10 protein-coding genes are annotated in these 16,167 nt (G+C 70.1%); 5 read left to right on the plus strand and 5 right to left on the minus strand.

Features of this window, described 5'->3' with window-relative positions:
• The 5 genes from SPK54_RS07145 to def are packed head-to-tail and all read right to left on the minus strand — an operon-like array spanning position 1 to position 5,385.
• Positions 1-1,008, minus strand: a complete 1,008-nt coding sequence (locus SPK54_RS07145; protein WP_330947232.1) for a glycosyltransferase family A protein — start codon at positions 1,006-1,008, stop codon at positions 1-3.
• Positions 995-2,647, minus strand: a complete 1,653-nt coding sequence (locus SPK54_RS07150) for a glycosyltransferase family 39 protein (protein WP_330947233.1) — start codon at positions 2,645-2,647, stop codon at positions 995-997. Before SPK54_RS07150 ends, SPK54_RS07145 begins: the two co-directional genes overlap by 14 nt.
• 23 nt (positions 2,648-2,670) lie before the next feature.
• Positions 2,671-3,957: a 16S rRNA (cytosine(967)-C(5))-methyltransferase RsmB gene (gene rsmB, locus SPK54_RS07155; protein ID WP_330947234.1), complete on the minus strand. Its 1,287-nt coding sequence runs from the start codon at positions 3,955-3,957 to the stop codon at positions 2,671-2,673.
• Positions 3,954-4,871, minus strand: a complete 918-nt coding sequence (fmt, locus tag SPK54_RS07160; RefSeq protein ID WP_330947235.1) for a methionyl-tRNA formyltransferase — start codon at positions 4,869-4,871, stop codon at positions 3,954-3,956. The genes rsmB and fmt overlap by 4 nt, the downstream gene beginning before the upstream one ends.
• 4 nt (positions 4,872-4,875) lie before the next feature.
• Entirely contained in the window at positions 4,876-5,385 is a 510-nt protein-coding gene (gene def, locus SPK54_RS07165) for a peptide deformylase (protein ID WP_330947236.1), read from the minus strand.
• A gap of 218 nt (positions 5,386-5,603) precedes the next feature.
• Between def and SPK54_RS07170 the strand changes: the two genes are divergently transcribed.
• From SPK54_RS07170 to gltB, 5 genes are all read left to right on the plus strand, one after another.
• Positions 5,604-6,737 (plus strand): LysM peptidoglycan-binding domain-containing protein, encoded by a 1,134-nt coding sequence (locus SPK54_RS07170; protein ID WP_330947289.1) that lies wholly within the window; start codon positions 5,604-5,606, stop codon positions 6,735-6,737.
• A gap of 75 nt (positions 6,738-6,812) precedes the next feature.
• Positions 6,813-7,943, plus strand: coding sequence for a DNA-processing protein DprA (gene dprA / locus SPK54_RS07175; protein ID WP_330947237.1), 1,131 nt, complete (start codon positions 6,813-6,815; stop codon positions 7,941-7,943).
• A 54-nt stretch (positions 7,944-7,997) separates the two neighbouring features.
• Positions 7,998-8,489, plus strand: coding sequence for a DUF494 family protein (locus SPK54_RS07180; protein ID WP_330947238.1), 492 nt, complete (start codon positions 7,998-8,000; stop codon positions 8,487-8,489).
• Positions 8,490-8,696: 207 nt separating this feature from the next.
• A complete protein-coding gene (locus SPK54_RS07185) occupies positions 8,697-11,264 on the plus strand; it encodes a DNA topoisomerase I (protein ID WP_330947239.1) in 2,568 nt (855 codons plus the stop codon).
• Between the two features lie 373 nt (positions 11,265-11,637).
• Entirely contained in the window at positions 11,638-16,095 is a 4,458-nt protein-coding gene (gene gltB / locus SPK54_RS07190) for a glutamate synthase large subunit (RefSeq protein WP_330947240.1), read from the plus strand.
• Positions 16,096-16,167: the final 72 nt, after the last annotated feature.

A 16,167-nucleotide genomic window follows, 5' to 3' on the forward strand; every position in this document is an offset into this window, starting at 1 on the left:
CTAGCGTCCGGTCGCGCGCAGCGCGCGCTGGGTGCGCAACGCGCGCAGCCACCAGCCGCGGCGCAGCCAGGCGCGCAGCACCGGTGCGGTGCCGTGCGGGAACAGCCGCGCCCGCGCCTCCGCCAGCGTGGCTTGCGCCGCAGTCCGCTGTGCAGCCGGCAGGCGCGCAGCGCGCCGCAGCGCGGAGGCAAGGTTGCGCAGGCGGAAGTCCGCCAGCGCCTGCGCCGCGGCGGGATCGGCGGCGACTTCGGGATCCGCCTGCAGCAGCTGCATGCCGTCCAGCGCCGCCATCCATTCGTCCAGGCGCGCATGCGTCAGCGTCGCCATGATGCTGTGCGGATGCTGCCGGTAACCCAGCCACGGGCGGTGCACGTGGACCCAGCGGCGCACCTGCACCAGCAGCTGGCAGGTACCGGCAATGTCCTCGAAGTGCCGGCCGACCGGGAACGTCACCTGCTGCCAGAGCTCCCGCCGCGCGATCTTCGACCACACGTGCAGTTCGCCGGCCGAAAGCGTGGCCGCCACCAGCCGCGCGCGGCTGTCCGAAGGCGTACCCGCCGGCGCATGGCAGGTGCAGCGCGGGCGCGACAGGCCACGCTCGCGCAGGTACTGGAAATCGCACAGCACCAGGTCCGGGTCGTGCCGGCCAAGCACGTCGCGCAGGCCGGCGATCGCGCCGGACAGCAGCACGTCGTCGGCGTCGACGAACCACAGATGGCGCGCCGTCGCTTCGGCCAGCAGCCGGTTGCGCGCGGCGGAGATGCCGCCGTTGCGCGGCGCCCGCAGCACCCGCAGCTGGCCCGGATGCGCCGCCGCCAGCCGCTCGAGGATCGCGCCGGTGTCGTCGCTGGACGCATCGTCCAGCACCAGCACTTCGATGCCCGGATCGCCCACCGCCTGGTCCAGCAGCGAGCGCAGGCAGGTTTCGATGTGCCGCGCGGCGTTGTGCGCCGGCACCAGCAGGCCCAGCCAGGGCGCCGCCGCGGACGCGGCCTCAGCGGCAGCCACGGGTGGCCTCCGCATCCAGCAGCCACCAGCGCCGCCCGTTGGCCACGTCCATGTCGCGCGCGCGCGCGCTGTCGATGCAGGCGGGCAGGCCCTGGCCTTCCTCCACCAGCAGCCAGCGCGCGTGTGGGCGCGCGCGCTGCCAGCGCACGCCATCGGCGAATTGCAGGGCGACATCGCGCTTGAAGCCGAAATCGGCGGCCGGACGGTCCGCCATCAGCAGCTGCTGTTCGCGCCAGCCGACCAGGCCCAGTTCGGCTGCGGGGCCGATCGCCGCGCCGACGTTGCGCATCAGCCCGCGCGAGGAGCTGCCGTCGTTGAGCAGCGGCGCGCCGACCAGCGAGTACAGCAGCCACAGCGCGGTCAGCATCGCCACCAGCGCGGCGTGGGCGCGGCGGCGGCCGAACCACAGCGCGCTGCCCAGGCCGAAGCCGCCGATGGCCGCGAACATCCACGCCAGCCCGTCGGCGACGTGCGCATCGCGGCCCTCCATGAACTTGCGCTCGAAACCCGGCTCGCCCAGCAGCATCGCCAGGCCCGCGCCCAGCGCGGCCAGCGAGAACGCCAGCACGAAGCCCAGCAGCAGGCGCTGCGCGTTCGGCCGCCGCAGGATGCCGGGCAGCAGCGGCGCCAGCGCCAGCGCGAGCACCGGCAGCGCGGGCAGGATGTACATGTCGCGCTTGCCGGACGGGATGCTGAAGAACACGAACACCAGCAGCACCCAGCCCAGCGGGATCAGGAAGCGTGCGTCGCGACGGCGCAGCCGCCGCCGCCACGCCGGGATCGCCCACGGCAGCGCCAGCGCGGTCGGCAGCCACGCGGTCAGCAACACTTCGATGAAGTACCACCACGGCTGGCCGTGGTGCCAGGAGTTGGCGTAGCGGGTGACGGTCTGGCGCAGCAGGATGTCGTCGACGTAGGCGCGATAGTCGCCACCGCCGTGGCCCAGCGCGGCGACCAGCATCGGCACCAGCCACACCCCGCAGGCGGCGACGAAGGCCAGTGGGCCGAGCCAGAAGCGCGGATCGCGCGCATGGATGCGCACCCCGGCCCAGCCGCGCAGCGACGCGACGGCGGCGGGAAGCAAGAGCAGCAAGGCGATGACGCCGACGCCCTTGGTGATCGTGCCCAGCCCGGCCGCGGCCCAGCCCAGCATCCACAGCCGGAAGGAAGGGCCCTGCAGCACGTGCCGCAACAGCGCATAGCAGGACAGCGTGATCCAGAACACCACCACCGGGTCGATCTGCGCCTTCTTCGCCTGCCAGGTGAATTGGATGGTCAGCAGCGTGATCCAGCCGGCATACAGGCCGATCCGGCGCGTCCACAGCCGTGCGCCGAGGTCGGTCACGCACCACAGCGTGCCAAGCGCCGCCAGCAGCGAAGGCAGCAGGAAGGCGATGCGCAGGTTGCCGGTCAGCCACAGCAGCGCCGCCTGCATCCACATGAACAGCGGCGGCTTGTCGGAATACAGCTCGCTGCCGCGATGCGGGAACAGCCAGTCGCCGCTTTCGACCATCTGCCTGGCCACCAGCGCGAAGCGCGGCTCGTCGGCCGGCCACGGATCGCGCAGGCCCAGGCCGGTGGCCAGGATCAGCAGCGCGAACAGCCAGAACAGCCAGGTTTCACGGCGGGTTTGGGTCATCGCCGAATGATAGTGGCGAAGGCTCAGGACTTTTGCAGGCGCGCGCAGAAAAAACCGTCCATGCCGCCTTCGCCTGGTAGGCGCTGGCGGCCGGCGCCGGTGGCGTGGCCGAAGCACGCGTCCAGCGGCACCAGCCTGGCGTCGGGCGTGCGGGCGAGGAAGGCTTCGACCTGCGCGGCGTTCTCCGCCTGCAGGATCGAGCAGGTGGCATAGACCAGCGCGCCGCCGCGGGCGAGCAGCGGCCACAGCGCGTCGAGCAGCTGCGCCTGGGTGCCGCACAGGGCGGCAATGTCGGTTTCGCGCCGGTGCAACAGCACGTCTGGCTGGCGGCGCACGATGCCGGTGGCGCTGCAGGGGGCGTCGATCAGGATGGCGTCGAAGGCCGCGCCGTCCCACCACGCTTCGGGCTGCATGGCATCGGCCGCAAGCACGTCGATGTCTTCCAGCCGCAGCCGCGCGAAGGTCTCCTGCATCCGCCGTGCGCGGCGCGCGTCCACGTCCAGTGCGGTGATGCGCAGGGAGGCGTCGCGTTCGGACAGATGCGCGGCCTTGCCGCCGGGTGCGGCGCAGGCGTCGAGCACGCGGGCGCCGGGGGGCGGGGCGAGCGCATCGGCCACGGCCTGCGCTGCGCCGTCCTGCACCGACACCAGCCCGGCGTCGAAGCCGGGCAGTTGCTGGACCGGCAGCGCGGCGTTCAGCCGCAGCGCATCGGCCAGGGTGGGCCCGGGTACGGCGTCGATACCGGTCTCGCGCAGCAGCGCCAGATAGTCGTCGCGGCTGATCCATCGGCGGTTGACGCGCAGCCACATCGGCGCGATCTGCACGCTGGCCTCGAAGATCGCATCGGCCTGCCGTGGCCAGTCCGCCCGCACCTGCCGCGCCAGCCATCGCGGCCACGCCTGTGCGGGGTCCGCCGGCGGCAGGCCGTCGCGCTGCGCGCGGCGCAGCAGGGCGTTGACCATCCCGGCCTGGTGGGCGCGACCGAGGGTGCGCGCGGCATCTACGGTGGCCGCCAGCGCGGCGTGCGCCGGCAGGCCCAGTTCAAGTTGGGCGAAGCCGGCCAGCAGCAGCGCGCGCAGCAGGCCGTCGCGCTGGCCCAGCGGCCGCGGCGTCCAGCCGTCCAGCGCGGCGTTGTAGCGCACCCGCTGGCGCAGCGCGGCCAGCACCATCGCTTCCACCAATGCGCGGTCGCGCGGGTCGGCGAGGGTGGGCAGGCTGGCGCCCAGCGCCGCCTTCAGCGAACGGCCGCGGTGCAGCACCTCGTCGAGGGTGCGCGCCGCGGCGACGCGGGTGGCGACGCCATCGCTCACGCGAACGCGTCGCCGCGGGCGTTGCGGTAATCCTGTGCGCTGATCGGCTTGCCGCCGTCGCGCTGCAGGGTCTGCAGGCGCAGCACGCCGTGGCCGCAGGCGATGTCGATGCCGTCGCGCCCGGCGCGCAGCACGGTGCCGGGCGCAGCGGTGTGCGCTTCGTCCAGCGCGCTTGCGGCATGGATGCGCACGCGCTCGCCGGCCAGCTGCGCCTCCGCGACCGGCCACGGGTTGAAGGCGCGCACCTTGTTGGCCAGCACCATTGCCGGCTGCGCCCAGTCGAGTTTCGCTTCCGCCTTGTCCAGCTTGTGCGCGTAGGTCACGCCCTCGGCCGGCTGCGGGTGCGGCGGCAGCTGGATGGTGGCGCGCAGCAGGCCCAATGCGTCGGCCAGCACGCGTGCGCCCAGCTCGGACAGGCGGTCATGCAGCTGCCCGCCGGTTTCCTCCGGGCCGATGTCCAGCGCCTGCGCCAGCAGCACCGGGCCGGTGTCCAGGCCCCTTTCCATCTGCATCAGGCAGACGCCGGTGCGGGTGTCGCCCGCTTCGATGGCGCGCTGGATCGGCGCCGCGCCGCGCCAGCGCGGCAGCAGCGAGGCGTGCACGTTCCAGCAGCCGTGTTCGGGGATGTCCAGCACCGACTGCGGCAGGATCAGCCCGTAGGCGACCACGATCATCACGTCGGGCTTCAGTGCGCGCAGCGCGGCTTTGGATTCCGCCGAGCGGAAGTTCTCCGGCTGGTGGACGGGGATGCCGCGTTGCACCGCTTCCAGCTTCACCGGGGAGGGTGTCAGCCCGCGGCCGCGGCCGGCGGGCCGGTCCGGCTGGGTGTAGACCGCCACCACTTCGCCCTTGGAGGCGGCGGCGCGCAGGCAGGGGACGGCGAACTCCGGCGTGCCGGCAAAGACGATGCGCATGGGCTCAGGCGGCCCGCTTCGCCTTCAGCAGCTTCTTGCGCACCATCTCGCGCTTGAGCGGGCTCAGGTAGTCGACGAACAGCTTGCCCAGCAGGTGGTCCATCTCGTGCTGGATGCACACCGCCAGCACGCCGTTGGCCTGCAGCGTGAACGGCTGGCCGTGGCGGTCCAGCGCTTCCACCGTGATGGTGTCGCTGCGGGTGACGTCGGCATAGATGCCGGGCACCGACAGGCAGCCCTCCTGGTAGACCTGCTCGCCATCGCGGGCGGTGATGACCGGGTTGACGAACACCAGTGGCCGGCTGCGGTCGTCGGTCACGTCAATCACCATGAACCGCTTGTGCACGTCGACCTGGCTGGCCGCGAGGCCGATGCCCGGGGCGTCGTACATGGTTTCGAACATGTCGTCGATCAGCGCCTGGAAGGCCGGCGTGGCCAGATCGGCGGGCTCGACGGTCGCGGCCTGGGTGCGCAGGCGCGGATCGGGGAATTCGAGGATCGGGAGCAGGGCCATGGCGAAAATCCGGAAACCGGCAGCCGGACGGGCTGCGACAGCGGCGATTGTATCGCGCCTGACCTGCACGGCCGCTTGCCAGCAGGCGCCTGTTGTGGGCTATATTGGTCGGGCTTCAGGGGGTTTTCGCCATACGGAGCGGGGAGATAGCGATCATGCTTGAACGGGTTTCCAACCTGGTGCGCACGGGTGCGCCGCGTCCGCGCGGTCTGCGCACCATGCTCGCGGCCGCGCTGTTGACGGTGGCCACCTACGCCGCGGCGGTCGAGTTGCGGGGTGACCATCCCGACAGCTACGTGGTGAAGCGTGGCGACACCCTCTGGGACATTTCCGCGCGATTCCTGAAAAAGCCGTGGCTGTGGCCGGAAATCTGGCAGGCCAACCCGCAGATCAAGAATCCGCACCTGATCTACCCGGGCGACGTCATCAGCCTGGCCTACCTCGACCGCGTGGCGGCCAGGGTGCAGGCCGGCGAGCGCACCGCCAGCCCGGTCAATGCGGTGCCGCTCGAGGAGATCGAGCCGTTCCTGCGCGATACCCGCATGGTTTCCAGCGTCGACAATCTGCCTTACGTCGTCGGGCTGGAAGAAAACCGCCTGCGCGCGGTGCGGGGCCATGTCGCCTATGTGAAGGGCCTGGAGGGCGTCGCGCCGGGCCAGCGCTACCTGGTGGTGCGCCCGGAGAAGCGCTACCGCATCGTCGAGCGCGCGGGTCTGTGTTGCGACCTGTTCCAGAGCCAGGACCTCGATGCCCGCGGCCGCCCCGGCCCGGACGACGGCACGCTGTGGAGCAACGCGGTGTTCCCCAGCAAGAACACCGAGTTCATGGGCTACGAGCTGGTCACCCAGACCACCGGCACGGTGACGCGCGGCGAGGTCGGCGGCATCCAGGCCAGCACCCTGCTGCTGGACAACGAAGGCCGTGACGTCCGCGTCGGCGATCGGCTGGTGCCGGTCGAGGCGCAGCCCTACGACCTGCAGTTCTTCCCGCATCCGCCCAGGCAGCAGGCCAAGTACGGTCGCCTGACCGTGATGTCGGTCGCGGACCGCTACACCACCGGCGGCACCCGCGACGTGATCGCGATTTCCGGCGGCGCCCGCGAAGGCATCGACAACGGCACCGTGTTCTCGCTGTGGCGGCGCGGCGACTCGGTCAGCGACCGGGTCAAGGACGGGCTGGATCGCGACGAGGACGTGACCCTGTTCGAGAACAAGGTGCGCCTGCCCGACGAGTTCGCCGGCCATGCAATGGTGTTCCGCACCTTCGACAACGTCAGCTATGCGCTGGTGATGAGCAGCATCAAGCCGGTCCGGGTGGGCTACGAACTGAAGCATCCGGACGCGCCCTACTGAGTTTCAGGATTTCCTGACGCAAGACCGCAACGGCGCCCGAGGGCGCCGTTGCCGCTTGCGGGGGATGCTGGCGGCATGCCCGTCAGTCCCGACCATGAGCCGCTGCTGCGGCTGTTGCACAGCGGCGCGTCCGCGTCCGCGCTGCGCCGCCTGCTGGATACCCATGGCGATGCCGCCGCTGCGGTTGCCGCGGGGCGCCGTGACTGGGCCAGCCATGGCGTCGATGCCACCGCCTGCGCAGCTGTGCTGCGCCCGGAGGCGGCTGCGCTGGCCGGCAGCCTGCGGTGGCTGGAAGCGCCGGCTCACCACCTGCTCGGCTGGGCCGATGCGGCCTATCCCCCGCTCTTGCGGCGAATCGCATCGCCGCCCGCGACGCTGTTCGTGGCCGGCGATGCGGACCTGCTGTGGCGGCCCGCGGTCGCCATTGTCGGCAGCCGCGCGGCCACGGCGGGAGGGCGCGCCAACGCCGGGCAGTTCGCCGCTGCACTGGCGCGGGCGGGGCTGTGCGTCACCAGCGGGCTGGCGGCGGGAATCGACGCCGCCGCCCATCGGGCCACGCTGGACGCTGGCGGCACGACCGTGGCGGTACTGGGAACGGGTCCCGACATCGCCTACCCCGCCTGCCACCGCGCGCTGATGGCGCAGATCGCGCAGTCCGGTGCCGTGGTCAGCGAGCACCCGCCGGGCACCCAGCCCTTACGGACGCACTTCCCCAGCCGCAACCGCATCCTGGTGGGATTGAGCCTGGGTATCGTGGTGGTCGAGGCGGCCACCCGCTCCGGTGCGCTGATCACCGCCAGGCTGGCCGGCGACGCCGGACGCGAGGTGTTCGCCCTGCCCGGGTCGATCCACAATCCGATGGCGCGCGGCTGCCATCGGCTGATCCGCGAGGGCGCCGCGCTGGTGGAAACCCCCGCCGAGGTTGCCGAGGCGCTGGCGCCGCTGGTGCGGGACCTGGTGCGCTCGCTGCGCGGCGAGTTGTCGGCCTGCCCGGCGCCTGCTTCCGGAGCGGCGGGAAGCGGTTTGCCGGACCTGCCGCACATCAACCGGTTGTGGGATGCACTAGGCCATGACCCAACCGGTATGGATGAACTGCTGGAACGCAGCGGATTGACGGCGGCGGCGGTGTCGTCCATGCTGCTGGCGCTGGAGCTGGAAGGACGGGTCGCGGCCGAACATGGCCGTTACAGTCGGATCGGGGTCTGAGACCAGCGATTCGCTTCCACGGTGCCCCCGGGCACGAGCCAAGGACAGATGGACATGAAAGAGAGCATCCTGGACGTCCTGCTGTACCTCTTCGAGCACTACTTCGCCAACGATGACGCGGCGCTGTCCGATGCGGCATTCACCGCGCGCGACGGCTCACTGATGAGCGAGCTCGCGGCCGCCGGGTTCTCCCCTGCCGAAATCCACAAGGCCTTCGACTGGCTGGACGCCCTGGCGCGGCAGCGGCCGGCGCCGGGCCAGGCCCGCGCCAGCGGCCCGGTGCGGGTGCTGCACGGCACGGAACTGGACAAGCTGGACGTCGAGGCGCGCGGGTTCCTGCTGTACCTGGAGCAGCACGGCGTGCTCGATGCCGGCCAGCGCGAGCTGGTGCTGGATCGCGCGATGGCGCTGGACCAGGACGAACTGGATCTGGACGACCTGAAATGGGTGGTGCTGATGGTGCTGTTCAACCAGCCCGGTTCGGAGGCGGCCTATGCCTGGATGGAAACCCAGATGTACCTGGACGAACCGGAGCCGGTGCACTGAGGATCGATCCACCCCCGCCGCGTGGCCTGCAGCGCCCCGGCGGCGACCGCCGCCGGGTTCGCGGCCACCCGGACCGGCAGCCGCCATGCTTGACAGCGCGGGTGCGTCCGTGATTCCACTATAAATAAGGCGCCCGGGGCATTTGCTCCGGGCGTCGGCATCTACGGCGAGCCCGCCGCCGCCTCTCCTATCGGAACCCGCGCCACCATGGCCAAGAACCTGCTCATCGTCGAATCGCCCGCCAAGGCCAAGACGATCAACAAATACCTCGGCAAGGACTTCACCGTCCTGGCCAGCTATGGCCACGTGCGCGACCTGGTGCCGAAGGAGGGTGCGGTCGACCCCGAGCACGGCTTCGCCATGCGCTACGAGACCATCGAGAAGAACGAGAAGCACGTCGATGCCATCGCCAAGGCGGCCAAGGCCGCCGACCACCTCTTTCTGGCCACCGACCCGGACCGCGAGGGCGAGGCGATCAGCTGGCACATCGCCGAGATCCTGAGAGAGCGCAACCTGCTCAAGGACAAGTCCCTGCAGCGGGTGGTGTTCACCGAGATCACCCCGCGCGCGATCAAGGAGGCGATGGCGCAGCCGCGCGCGATCGCCGCCGACCTGGTCGATGCGCAGCAGGCGCGGCGCGCGCTGGACTACCTGGTCGGCTTCAACCTGTCGCCGGTGCTGTGGCGCAAGATCAAGGCCGGGCTTTCGGCCGGCCGCGTGCAGTCGCCGGCGCTGCGGATGATCGTGGAGCGCGAGGAGGAGATCGAAGCCTTCATCGCCCGCGAGTACTGGAGCATCGAGGCCGAGTGCGCGCATCCGTCGCAGGCCTTCACCGCCAAGCTGGTGAAGCTGGACGGGAGGAAGTTCGAGCAGTTCACGGTGACCGACGGCGACACCGCCGAGGCCGCGCGCCTGCGCATTCAGCAGGCCGCCAGCGGCAGGCTGCACGTCACCGACGTGGCCAGCAAGGAGCGCAAGCGCCGCCCCGCGCCGCCGTTCACCACCTCCACCCTGCAGCAGGAGGCCGCGCGCAAGCTCGGCTTCACCACCCGCAAGACCATGCAGGTGGCGCAGAAGCTGTACGAAGGCATCGCGCTGGGCGACGAAGGCACGGTCGGCCTGATCAGCTACATGCGTACCGACTCGGTGAACCTCTCGCAGGACGCGCTGGCCGAGATCCGCGACGTGATCGCGCGCGATTTCGGCACCTCCTCGCTGCCGGACCAGCCCAACACCTACCAGACCAAGTCGAAGAACGCGCAGGAAGCGCACGAAGCGGTGCGCCCGACCTCCGCGCTGCGCACCCCGGCGCACGTCGCCCGTTTCCTGACCGACGACGAGCGCAAGTTGTACGAGCTGATCTGGAAGCGCGCGGTGGCCTGCCAGATGATCCCGGCCACGCTCAACACCGTCACCGTGGACCTGTCCGCCGGCAGCGAGCATGCCTTCCGCGCCAGCGGCACCACCGTGGTGGTGCCCGGCTTCCTTGCGGTCTACGAGGAAGGCAAGGACAGCAAGGGCAAGGAGGACGAGGACGAAGGCCGCAAGCTGCCGCTGATGAAGCTGGGCGATACCGTGCCGCTGGACCGCATCCACGCCGACCAGCATTTCACCCAGCCGCCGCCGCGCTTCACCGAAGCGGCGCTGGTGAAGGCGCTGGAGGAGTACGGCATCGGCCGGCCGTCGACCTATGCCGCCATCATCCAGACCTTGCTGGGCAAGCAGTATGCGGTGCTGGACGGGCGCGCGTTCAAGCCCACCGACATCGGCCGCGCGGTCGGCAAGTTCCTGTCCAGCCATTTCTCCAAGTACGTCGACTACGACTTCACCGCCAACCTCGAGGACGAGCTGGATGCGGTGAGCCGCGGCGAGGAAGACTGGATCCCGCTGATGGAGAAGTTCTGGGGCCCGTTCAAGGCGCTGGTGGACGACAAGAAGGCGACGCTGGACAAGGCCGACGCCGGCAGCGTGCGCGTGCTGGGCGACGACCCGGCCAGCGGCCGCCCGGTCAGCGCGCGGATCGGCCGCTTCGGCCCGCTGGTGCAGATCGGCACGGTGGAAGACGAGGAGAAGCCGCGCTTCGCCTCGCTCAAGCCCGGCCAGAGCATCTACAGCATCAGCCTGGATGAAGCACTCAAGCTGTTCGAGATGCCGCGCAAGCTGGGCGTCGACGGCAATGGCGAGGAAGTGAGCGTCGGCATCGGCCGCTTCGGCCCGTTCGCCAAGCGCGGCAGCACCTACGCCTCGCTGAAGAAGGAAGACGATCCCTACGCCATCGACCTGGCGCGGGCGATCTTCCTGATCGAGGAAAAGGAAGAGATCGCGCGCAACCGCGTGATCAAGGAATGGCCGGGGCATGACGTGCAGGTGCTCAACGGCCGCTTCGGCCCGTACATCAGCGACGGCAAGCTCAACGGCAAGATCCCGAAGGACCGCGAACCGTCCTCGCTGTCGCTGGAGGAAACGTTGAAGCTGCTGGAGGAAACCGGCAAGCCGGCGCGCAAGGGTTTCGGTGCCAAGAAGGCAGCGGTGAAAAAAGCTGTCGCGAAGAAGGCCGCCGTGAAGAAGGCGCCGGCGGAAAAGCCGGCCACGAAGGCGGTCGCGAAAAAGGCCGCGCCCAAGAAGGCGGCGGCCAGGAAGGCACCGGCGAAGAAGGCCGCGCGACCGTATTCGTCCGACCTCGAGCCGGCCAAGCCGCTGCTGACCGCCGCGAAGGTGGAGCCGGGCAGGAAACGCGTGGTGAAGAAGCCGTCGCGGGACGAGGCGCCGTTCTGAGCGTCCGTCGTCATTCGGCGTAGATGGTGATGGGGGAGGAGTCACGGCATGGCCCCCACGCGAGCTTCGCTACCGTCATTGCCGGCTTCCGTCCGGGCGGCGTCATTACCCGCTCTGCCAAAAGTGAGCGACCGCGGAACCCTCGGGCGCGCACCCCAGCACCATCCGCGGCACGAGCAAGGGTGTCGTTCTGCGCTGAAACCCGCGCCTGTCCTGCGTTTGCGAGCATAAAATAAGTTTCAATCGCAACAAAAATTTCCTCCCGAAACCCTCTTGTTGCGATGCACAAACTGTGCTCTAGTCGGGGTGCGCATCGGGTTCCACAGGGAGAGTCGGAACGCGGGCGTTCCCAATCTTCTGCACGGACACGACCATGCGGCGCAGCCCGACTCGGGGTCTGTACGACCCTGCCAGCGAACACGACAGTTGCGGCTTCGGCCTGATCGCACAGGTCGAAGGCGGAGGGTCACGCGCCATCGTCGATGCCGCGCTGGAAGCCCTGGCGCGGATGGCGCATCGCGGCGGCGTGGCGGCGGACGGCCTGTCCGGCGATGGCTGCGGCATGCTGCTGCACGGCATCGACGGATTCGTGCGCACGCTGGCGAACGAAGTCGGCATCGCGCTGCATGACGGCCTGATCGCCGCCGGCAACGTGTTCCTGCCGCAGGACGACGGGCAGGATGCACAATGCCGCGAACTGCTGGCGCGGGAACTCGGCAACGCCGGCGTGCGCGTGATGGGCTGGCGCGACGTGCCGGTCGATCCTGTGGTGTGCGGCGCGCTGGCGCGCGCATCGCAGCCGCGCATCGCGCAGGTCTACGTGGAAGCCGATGGCGACGATGTCGATGCCCTCGAGCGCACGCTGTTCCTCGCCCGCAAGCGCGCCGAACAAGCGCTGTGCGACGTGCCCGACTTCTACGTCGTCAGCCTGTCCGCGCGCCTGCTGGGCTACAAGGGGATGGTGCTGCCCAAGCACCTGCGGCAGCTGTTTCCCGACCTTGCGCATCCGCAGCTTGCCGCGCGTGCAGTGGTCTTCCACCAGCGTTTCTCCACCAACACCCAGCCGCGCTGGCCGCTGGCGCATCCGTTCCGCCGGCTCGCCCACAACGGCGAGATCAACAGCATCGAGGGCAACCGCCGCTGGGCGCAGTCGCGCAGGGATGTGTGGAAGTCCCCGCTGCTGGACGTGAGCGGTTTCGACGAGGTGGTGTCGATGCACGGCTCCGATTCGCAGTCGCTCGACAACGCGCTGGAATGGCTGCTGCTGGGCGGCATGGACCTGCCCAAGGCGATGCGCATCCTGATGCCGCCGGCCACCCAGTCGCTGGAATACAAGGACGCCGACCTGTCCGCGTTCTACGAGTATTACGCGATCAATTCCGAACCGTGGGACGGCCCCGCCGGCGTGGTCACCTGCGACGGCAAGCACGCCGCCTGCACGCTGGATCGCAACGGCCTGCGCCCCGCGCGCTGGACGCTGACCCTTGATGGCGTATTCGCCATCGCCTCGGAAGCCGGCGTGCTCGACATCGAGCCCGCGCGCGTGCAGGCCAAGGGCAAGCTCGGCCCCGGCGAGATGATCGCGGTGGATCTGGCCAACGGCCGGCTGCTGGACAACGACGCCATCGACGCGCTCAACCGCGCGCGCGCGCCGTACAAGCAGTGGCTGCGGCAGGGCATGACCTACCTGCACACCGAGCTGATCGACCCGGCGCTGTGCGACGAACCCTTCGATGACGCCACCGTGCTCGGCTTCCAGAAGCTGTTCCAGCTCACCCGCGAGGAGCAGGAGCGCGTGTTGCGCCCGCTGGCGGAAACCGAGCAGGAAGCCATCGGCTCGATGGGCGATGACATCCCGATGGCGGCGATCAGCCAGCGCGTTCGCCCCTTGTACGACTGCTTCCGGCAGGCGTTCGCACAGGTGACCAACCCGCCCATCGATCCGCTGCGCGAAGCCTGCGTGATGACGCTGTCGACCCAGATCGGGCGCGAGGGCAACCTGTTCCACGATGGCCAGGACAACGTCGACCACGTCCTGCTGAATTCGCCGGTGCTGTCGCAGCGCAAGCTGCACCAGCTGCTGGCGCTGCCGCGTTTCGCCACCGCGTACCGCTACATCGATCTGTATTTCGACGACGGTAGCTCGCTGGAGCGGGCGCTGGACCGCATCTGCGCGCAGGCGGAGGAAGCGGTGCGCGCGGGTGACGAGCTGCTGATCCTGTCCGACCGTCGCCCGCGCCGAGGCGCCGCCGCCGTGCATGCATTGCTCGCTACCGGCGCGGTGCACCAGCACCTGGTACGCGCCGGCCTGCGCTGCGACGCCAACCTGATCGTGGAAACTGGCACCGCGCGCGATCCGCACCACTTCGCCTGCCTGATCGGCTTCGGCGCGACGGCGGTGTATCCGTACCTCGCGTACCAAACCCTGCACGCGCTGGGCCGGCGCGGCGTGCTCGGGGGCAAGAGCGGCAGCGAGCCGCAGCAGATCGGCCGCAGCTACCGGCGTGGGGTGAAGAAGGGCCTGCTGAAGATCCTGTCGAAGATGGGCATCGGCAGCATCGCCAGCTATCGCGGCGCCGGCCTGTTCGAGATCGTCGGCCTGGCCGATGAGGTGGTGGCGCGCTGCTTCGACGGCACGCCCTCGCGCATCGGCGGCGCGAGCTTCGCGCGGCTGGAAGCCGATGCGCGCGCTTTGGCCGCGCACGGCTGGGACGACGACGCGCTGCCCGAGATGGGCGGCTTGCTGCATTACGTGCACGGTGGCGAATACCACCAGTACAACCCGGAGGTGGTGCAGTCGCTGCAGCACGCGGTGCTGACCGGCGACCGCGGCGACTGGAAAACCTACACCCATCACGTCGATACCCGTCCGCCGGCGGCGCTGCGCGACCTGCTGCAGTTGAAGCTGGCCGCTGCGCCGCTGCCGCTGTCGGAAGTGGAGTCGGTGGAGGCCATCGTGCGCCGCTTCGACAGCGCGGCGATGAGCCTGGGCGCGCTGTCGCCGGAAGCGCACGAAGCCTTGGCGATTGCGATGAACCGCCTCGGCGGCCGCAGCAATTCCGGCGAAGGCGGTGAAGACCCGGCGCGCCACGGCACCGAGCGGCGCAGCAAGATCAAGCAGGTCGCTTCGGGCCGCTTCGGCGTCACCCCCGAATACCTCATCAATGCGGAAGTGCTGCAGATCAAGCTGGCGCAGGGCGCCAAGCCCGGCGAGGGCGGGCAGCTGCCGGGCAGCAAGGTCAATCCGCTGATCGCGCGGCTGCGCCACGCCAAACCCGGCATCGGCCTGATCTCGCCGCCGCCGCACCACGACATCTATTCCATCGAAGACCTAGCGCAGCTGATCTTCGATCTGCGGCAGGTCAATCCGCAGGCGTTGATCTCGGTGAAGCTGGTGTCGCACGCGGGCGTGGGCACCATTGCCGCCGGCGTGGCCAAGACCGGCGCCGACCTCATCACGATTGCCGGCCACGACGGCGGCACTGGAGCCAGTCCGCTCGGTTCGGTGCGCTATGCCGGCGTGCCGTGGGAGTTGGGCCTGTCGGAAGCGCGGCAGGCCTTGCAGGCGAACGACCTGCGCGGGCGCGTGCTGCTGCAGACCGATGGTGGATTGAAGACCGGCCTCGACGTCATCAAGGCCGCCCTGCTGGGCGCGGACAGCTTCGGCTTCGGCACCGCGCCGATGATCGTGCTGGGCTGCAAATACCTGCGCATTTGCCACCTCAACAACTGCGCTACCGGCATGGCAACGCAGGACGAACGCCTGCGCCGCGACCACTTCAAGGGCCTGCCGGAGCGGGTGGAATGCTTCTTCCGCAACGTGGCCGAGGACGTGCGCGAATGGCTGGCGCTGCTGGGCCTGCGCACGCTGGACGAGGCGATTGGCCGCACCGACCTGCTGGAACAGCACCTGCGGGCGACCCGCGAGGATGTCGACGTGGACCTGTCGCGGCTGCTGGCGCGCGATCCGGCGCAGGCGGCCGGCTTCTGCGGCACGCCCGCATTGCAGGCGCCGCCGGACGGCCTGGCCGCGCAGCTGGACGAGGCGCTGGGCGAGGCCATCGATCGCGGCCTGGGCGGCGCGTTTGTCGGCAGCATCCGCAACACCGACCGCAGCATCGGCGCGCGCCTGTCCGGCCGCATCGCCCGCGTCCACGGCAACACCGGGATGAGCCACGCGCCGTTCGACGTGCGCCTGGCCGGCAGCGCCGGCCAAAGCTTCGGCGCGTTCAACGCCGGCGGCCTGCACCTGCACCTGAGTGGCGAAGCCAACGATTACGTGGGCAAGGGCATGGCGGGTGGCCGCATCGTGCTGCAGCCACCGGCCGGCAGCCTGTTCGCCTCGCAGGACACGCCAATCCTCGGCAACACCTGCCTGTACGGCGCCACCGGCGGCGAGCTGTTCGCGGCCGGCCGCGCCGGCGAGCGCTTCGCGGTGCGAAATTCCGGCGCCACCGCGGTCATCGAGGGCGCGGGCGACCACTGCTGCGAATACATGACCGGCGGCGCGGTGGTGGTGCTGGGCCGCACGGGGCTGAACTTCGGCGCCGGCTTCACCGGCGGGCTGGCCTACGTGCTCGACCTCGAGCGTGATTTCGTCGACCGCTACAACCACGAGTTGATCGACATCGCCCGCATCACCCCGGAAGGGCTGGACGGCTATCGCCAGCACCTCACTGACCTGATCGACGCGCACGCGCGGCTGACCGGCAGCGCCTGGAGCGCGCGCATCCGCGAGGAGTTCCGCGACTTCGTCGGCAAGTTCTGGCTGGTCAAGCCGAAGGCGGCGAGCCTGGAAGCGTTGGCGAACGAATTGCGGAGGGCGGCGTGATGAAAGGAGCGGCGAATACCCTGCTCTTGCTCGTCATTCCCGCCTTCGCGGGAATGACGGCACAGAGTTCCA

The sequence above is a fragment of the Thermomonas sp. LB-4 genome, from assembly GCF_036409385.1.
Lineage (GTDB): Bacteria > Pseudomonadota > Gammaproteobacteria > Xanthomonadales > Xanthomonadaceae > Thermomonas.

Bases quoted from the DNA above. Each gene is read 5' to 3' on its own strand.
- SPK54_RS07150 (WP_330947233.1), bottom strand. From the start codon at position 2,647: ATGACCCAAACCCGCCGTGAAACCTGGCTGTTCTGGCTGTTCGCGCTG.
- fmt (WP_330947235.1), bottom strand. From the start codon at position 4,871: ATGCGCATCGTCTTTGCCGGCACGCCGGAGTTCGCCGTCCCCTGCCTG.
- def (WP_330947236.1), bottom strand. From the start codon at position 5,385: ATGGCCCTGCTCCCGATCCTCGAATTCCCCGATCCGCGCCTGCGCACC.
- SPK54_RS07170 (WP_330947289.1), top strand. From the start codon at position 5,604: ATGCTCGCGGCCGCGCTGTTGACGGTGGCCACCTACGCCGCGGCGGTC.
- dprA (WP_330947237.1), top strand. From the start codon at position 6,813: ATGCCCGTCAGTCCCGACCATGAGCCGCTGCTGCGGCTGTTGCACAGC.
- SPK54_RS07180 (WP_330947238.1), top strand. From the start codon at position 7,998: ATGAAAGAGAGCATCCTGGACGTCCTGCTGTACCTCTTCGAGCACTAC.
- SPK54_RS07185 (WP_330947239.1), top strand. From the start codon at position 8,697: ATGGCCAAGAACCTGCTCATCGTCGAATCGCCCGCCAAGGCCAAGACG.
- gltB (WP_330947240.1), top strand. From the start codon at position 11,638: ATGCGGCGCAGCCCGACTCGGGGTCTGTACGACCCTGCCAGCGAACAC.